This window comes from Pseudoxanthomonas sp. LjRoot204_2, assembly GCF_056175765.1.
On the sequence record NZ_JBGFFG010000632.1, the window covers coordinates 1 to 1,441 of the forward strand.

Sequence of the window (1,441 nt, forward strand, 5' to 3'; positions counted from 1 at the left end):
GGGCGCTGAACTTGACGTCCGTCGCGCCGACGACCAGCAAGGTGGGCGCTTCGCGTGACCCGTCATGCTGCAGGCCCCAGAGCTGGAGTTGCGGCGCTCGACCATGCTTGCGGTTCAACGGATGGTCGAGCACCGGGATGTCCGCGTCGTCCAGCGCGAAACCCAGCGCTGCACCGGTCTTGAAATTGTCGGCGAGCAGCACGGTGCCCTCGGGCATCCTTGCGCGCGTGGCGCGCACCTCCGCGGCCAAGCGGTCCCAACCCGCGAAGTTTTCCGGGTAGTACTTGCTGCCGGCGGACTCTACGCGCACCCCGGGCAACGAGACTGCGAGGTAGTACGCCATCATCGACAGGGTGCCGAGCGCCGTGATGCTCCACGTCGCGCGCCGCCACGCCGGCGTCCACTCCTGCAACAACAGCGGCACCACGACAAGCAGCGCCAGGTAGCCCGGCAACGGCCAATGGAAGCTGACCCGCTCGTTGTCGGCGAAGAAACCCAGCACGAAGAATCCCAGCGTCGACACCGCACCCAGCAGCGCGAAGTAGCGCCACGCCGTGCCGGCGCCTGCCCCACCACGGACGCCCCGCAGGCAAACCACGAGCATGGCGCAGAACAGCAATGGCGTGGCCATCGCGGCCTGCACGAGGAGGAAACGGAACCCGTCTCCGTGGAAGCGCCATGGGTGACGGTCGAGCAACTGGAAGCGCAGGCCGGCGTCGGCATACTCGAGATTCCAGGCCAGCAGTGGCGCCCAAGCGATCACGCCCGCCGCCAGCGCAACCCACACCCGTGCATCGCGCAGTACCTTGCGTCCTTCCGGCAACCAGAGCAGCGCGAGCAGACCCACGCCTATCACGCCGACGAACCGGTAATGACTGAGCGCCCCCAGCATCAGGCCGAGCGCCAGCTCGGTCGCCGACATCGCATCGACCTGGCGCAGCAGGCGCGCGCCGGCATCCGCGCAAAGCACCGTTGCGAGCGCCATCGGCACATCCGGCAACGCGAGCAGCCCCAGCGTGGCGGAGAGCGGCATCAGCACCGTCAGGGTTGCCGCCTGCCAGCCGATGGCCGGCCCGAACCAGTGCGCCGCAGTGCGGGCCACCCACCAGGGGACCAAGGCTGCGATCAGCAGGAAGGCGGCGCGCACGGCGAGCACGTGGTGGCCTCCCAGTTCCGTACCCAGTCGCGTCAGCCATGCCGTCAACCCGGGCAGATCGGAATAGGCCGCCGCGAGGTGCCGCCCTTCCTGCCAGTAGAACGCCTCATCGACGAACAGCGGCAGGCGAGCGGCGATCGCGACCTTGACGACCGTCACGATTGCCCACACGGCAAGGAACCATCGGCGCGCGCGTTGTTCTTCGTCCATCTCGCTACACTGCCCTCAACCCACGATCGGAAACCGAGAGCGCGATGTCCGCCATCCCCAGCACCCGCCCTATGC

Annotated in this window: 1 protein-coding gene; it reads right to left on the bottom strand. The window is 68.3% G+C overall.

The window, feature by feature from the left end:
- On the bottom strand, nt 1-1,366 hold a 1,366-nt coding region (locus tag AC04L7_RS18590), incomplete at its 3' end, for an ArnT family glycosyltransferase (RefSeq protein WP_475513686.1).
- Nucleotides 1,367-1,441 lie beyond the last annotated feature (75 nt).